Origin of the sequence: Devosia sp. (assembly GCF_036406155.1) — a bacterium.
Taxonomy (GTDB): Bacteria; Pseudomonadota; Alphaproteobacteria; order Rhizobiales; family Devosiaceae; genus Devosia_A.
This window is the reverse complement of sequence record NZ_DASWVV010000050.1, coordinates 1-2,618: the sequence shown is the minus strand read 5'-3', so window position 1 is coordinate 2,618 and position 2,618 is coordinate 1. Positions and strand designations below refer to the sequence as shown.

Below are 2,618 nucleotides of genomic sequence, written 5' to 3'. Positions count from 1 at the left end.
CATCAGGAATTAATCAAGACGGCCGGCAAATCGGCAATTGCCCTATGCCGCGAATCGTTGAGCCGATTCTAGATTCCGATTTCCGGCGGTGTTGTCCGGCGGCAGTTCCGAAGTGGCCGCAGGAATGTCAGATAAGGCCATGCCCGCGCCGGGCGTGGTGTCGCGGCCCATTCTGCGGTTGCGCAATGCCTTGCGGGACAAGGGTTTCGGGCTGGCCGGAAATGAATTGGCAAAGTCCCCTTCTGATTCGAAGCGGTGCGGTGCGACAAAAGCGGGGCAATTAGACTGGATTCAGGAATCGGGATCCGGGGCTGCGCCGAAAAATTCGCCGCAAGGTGGTCGCATGGAAATATCGCCGCCTCTGCCGGATGCCCGCTCGATCAATTCGTCGCACTGAACAAGGAGTACTCGCTATGGCCGTTGTGCTGTGTTCCTGGGGTGATGCCATCGACGGCGGTACCGAAGAGGCGCTGACGCTCGCACGCAAACTGGCTGGCGCGACCGGGGTGGAATTGCGCTGGCTGGTGCTCGGCAGTGCCGCGAGCGCGGCGACCGAAGTGGCTGCCCGTTACGGGGTGAACCGTCTCGATAGCATCGAGGGAGCCGCCGCCTCGGCGTCCGGACCGGATGCGCTGGTCGCAATCCTCGCCGCCTACTGCAGCAGCACCGCACCACGCGCCGTGCTGTTCAATCAGGGCGCCGAGTCCCGCGTCATCGCGGCGCGCCTCGCGGGCCGACTGGGCGTTCCGGTGGTCGCCAACGTGTTCGACGCGGAGCCGGCCGGCAGCGGTCTCCACGTGACAGCGACGGCCTTCGGTGGCGACACGCATGCGGTATATGAGCTGACGGCGCCGGTCGCGGTGCTGTCGGTGACGACGACCTCGATCGTCGCAGTGCCTGCCGCCGTACCCACGGCCGTCGTGCAGCACGCGGTTGCGCTCGACACGGGCCCCGTCGCCGAGCGCTTCGAGGTGATCTCCGCGCCGCAGGTTGCCGAAGCGCGCCTCGAGGATGCCCAGATCATCGTCTCGGGTGGTCGCGGCCTCGGCAACAAGGAGAACTTCGAGATGGTGAAGGATATGGCAGCGGCCCTCGGCGGTATGTGGGGCGGCTCGCGCGCCGTCGTTGATGACGGATGGATCGACTCGTCGCATCAGGTGGGCCTCACCGGCAAGATCACCCGCCCGGCGCTCTACGTTGCCGTCGGCATCTCCGGTGCCAGCCAGCACATGGCCGGCTGCTCCGCGGCGAAGACCATCGTCGCGATCAACAAGGATGCCGACGCGTCGATCTTCCGTTACGCGCACTACGGGGTCGTGGGCGACTGCCTGGAGATCCTGCCCGAACTTATCAAGGCCGCGAAGGCATGACGGAGCGCGACACGATGAATGAGCTTGCCAACACCGCCGCGCTGCGCGAGCCCTGCGTCCCGGGGCTGTTTTCGGAAGAGGAGGGCGCACGCCTGCATGGCTCCCGCTGCACCTGCTGCAACACCCCGTACTTCCCACGGGTGGCCGCATGCCGGAATCCTGGCTGCGAGGAATCGAGAATCGTGCCCTGCACCTTCGGGGGTGAGGGAAGGCTGTGGAGCTATTCGGTCGCGGACTTCCCGCCGCCCCCGCCGCACCGCTACGACAAGCCCTTCGTGCCCTATGCCATCGGCGTCGTCGACCTCGACAGCGGCCTGCGCGTGGTCGGGCAGATGGCGGATCCCGTCGAAGTCATGCGGGTCGGCGCGCGCGTCCGGCTCGTGATCGAACCCATCCACCACGAGGACGGCAAGGCCTTCACGTCGTGGAAATTCAAACTGCTCTGAGCCCCGGGGGAAACATGCAGGAAGTCGTCGTTCTGGGAGTAGGGATGCATCGCTTCGGCAAGACGGGCGATGCGATCGTGGGGGAGAAGTCCGTCACCGAGCTGTGCCGCCATGCGGTCGACATGGCGATGAAGGACGCCGGCGTGTCTTGGAAGCAGGTGCAGGCGGTATCGGCGGCGAGTTCGCGCTTCTCCGGCGGCAAGGGCTGGGGGCTGAACGGAAACGACATCGTCGAAGACCTCGGTTGCACCGGCATCCCCGTCTACAACCTCTCGGCCGGCTGCGCCGCCGGGGGCAATGCATTCAACATCGGCTATTCACTGGTTGCCGGCGGCATCCACGATCTCGTTCTGGTCGTGGGCGGTGAGGTGATGCCCAAGGGCATGATCCAGACCTCCGGTGTCGAGGACGCGAACGACCCCGAATACCTGCGCCAACGCTGTGTCGGCATGCCGGGGCCAGCCTTCTGGGCGACCCTCGCGCGCCGCCGCATGTTCGATTACGGCACGACCGAGGAGCAGATGGCCAAGGTCACCGTGAAGGCCCGCAAGTGCTCCGAGAGCAATCCCTTCGCGCGCTTCCAGAAGGCCGTGTCGCTCGACGAAGTGCTCGCGTCGCCCTACGTCAGCAATCCGTTGCGTCTGTTCGAGATCTGCCCGGTGTCGAACGGTGCCGCCGCCGCGGTGATCTGCTCGAAGGAGATGGCCCGTCGCTTCACGTCGAAGCCGATTACCGTTGCCACGAGCGCCGTCGCCACCATCGGCTTCGAGGACGCCCTGCCGCGCAGCCTCGCCGGCCCGGT

General features: G+C 65.9%; 3 protein-coding genes and 1 pseudogene. All 4 read left to right on the top strand.

The features are described from left to right. Positions 1-124 precede the first annotated feature (124 nt). Positions 125-397, top strand: a complete 273-nt coding sequence (locus VGD93_RS03260; RefSeq protein ID WP_395009145.1) for a hypothetical protein — start codon at positions 125-127, stop codon at positions 395-397. A gap of 16 nt (positions 398-413) precedes the next feature. Further along, positions 414-1,370, top strand: a complete 957-nt coding sequence (locus VGD93_RS03255) for an electron transfer flavoprotein subunit alpha/FixB family protein (protein ID WP_395009143.1) — start codon at positions 414-416, stop codon at positions 1,368-1,370. Next, the gene (locus VGD93_RS03250) at positions 1,367-1,816 is read left to right on the top strand and encodes a Zn-ribbon domain-containing OB-fold protein (protein WP_395009141.1); all 450 of its coding nucleotides are present in this window, start codon (positions 1,367-1,369) and stop codon (positions 1,814-1,816) included. The genes VGD93_RS03255 and VGD93_RS03250 overlap by 4 nt, the downstream gene beginning before the upstream one ends. A gap of 14 nt (positions 1,817-1,830) precedes the next feature. Then, positions 1,831-2,618, top strand: a pseudogene (locus VGD93_RS03245) (hypothetical protein); the annotation flags it as partial.

Coding starts and splice junctions, on each gene's coding strand:
- VGD93_RS03250 (WP_395009141.1), top strand. CDS start 1,367: ATGACGGAGCGCGACACGATGAATGAGCTTGCCAACACCGCCGCGCTG.
- VGD93_RS03255 (WP_395009143.1), top strand. CDS start 414: ATGGCCGTTGTGCTGTGTTCCTGGGGTGATGCCATCGACGGCGGTACC.
- VGD93_RS03260 (WP_395009145.1), top strand. CDS start 125: ATGTCAGATAAGGCCATGCCCGCGCCGGGCGTGGTGTCGCGGCCCATT.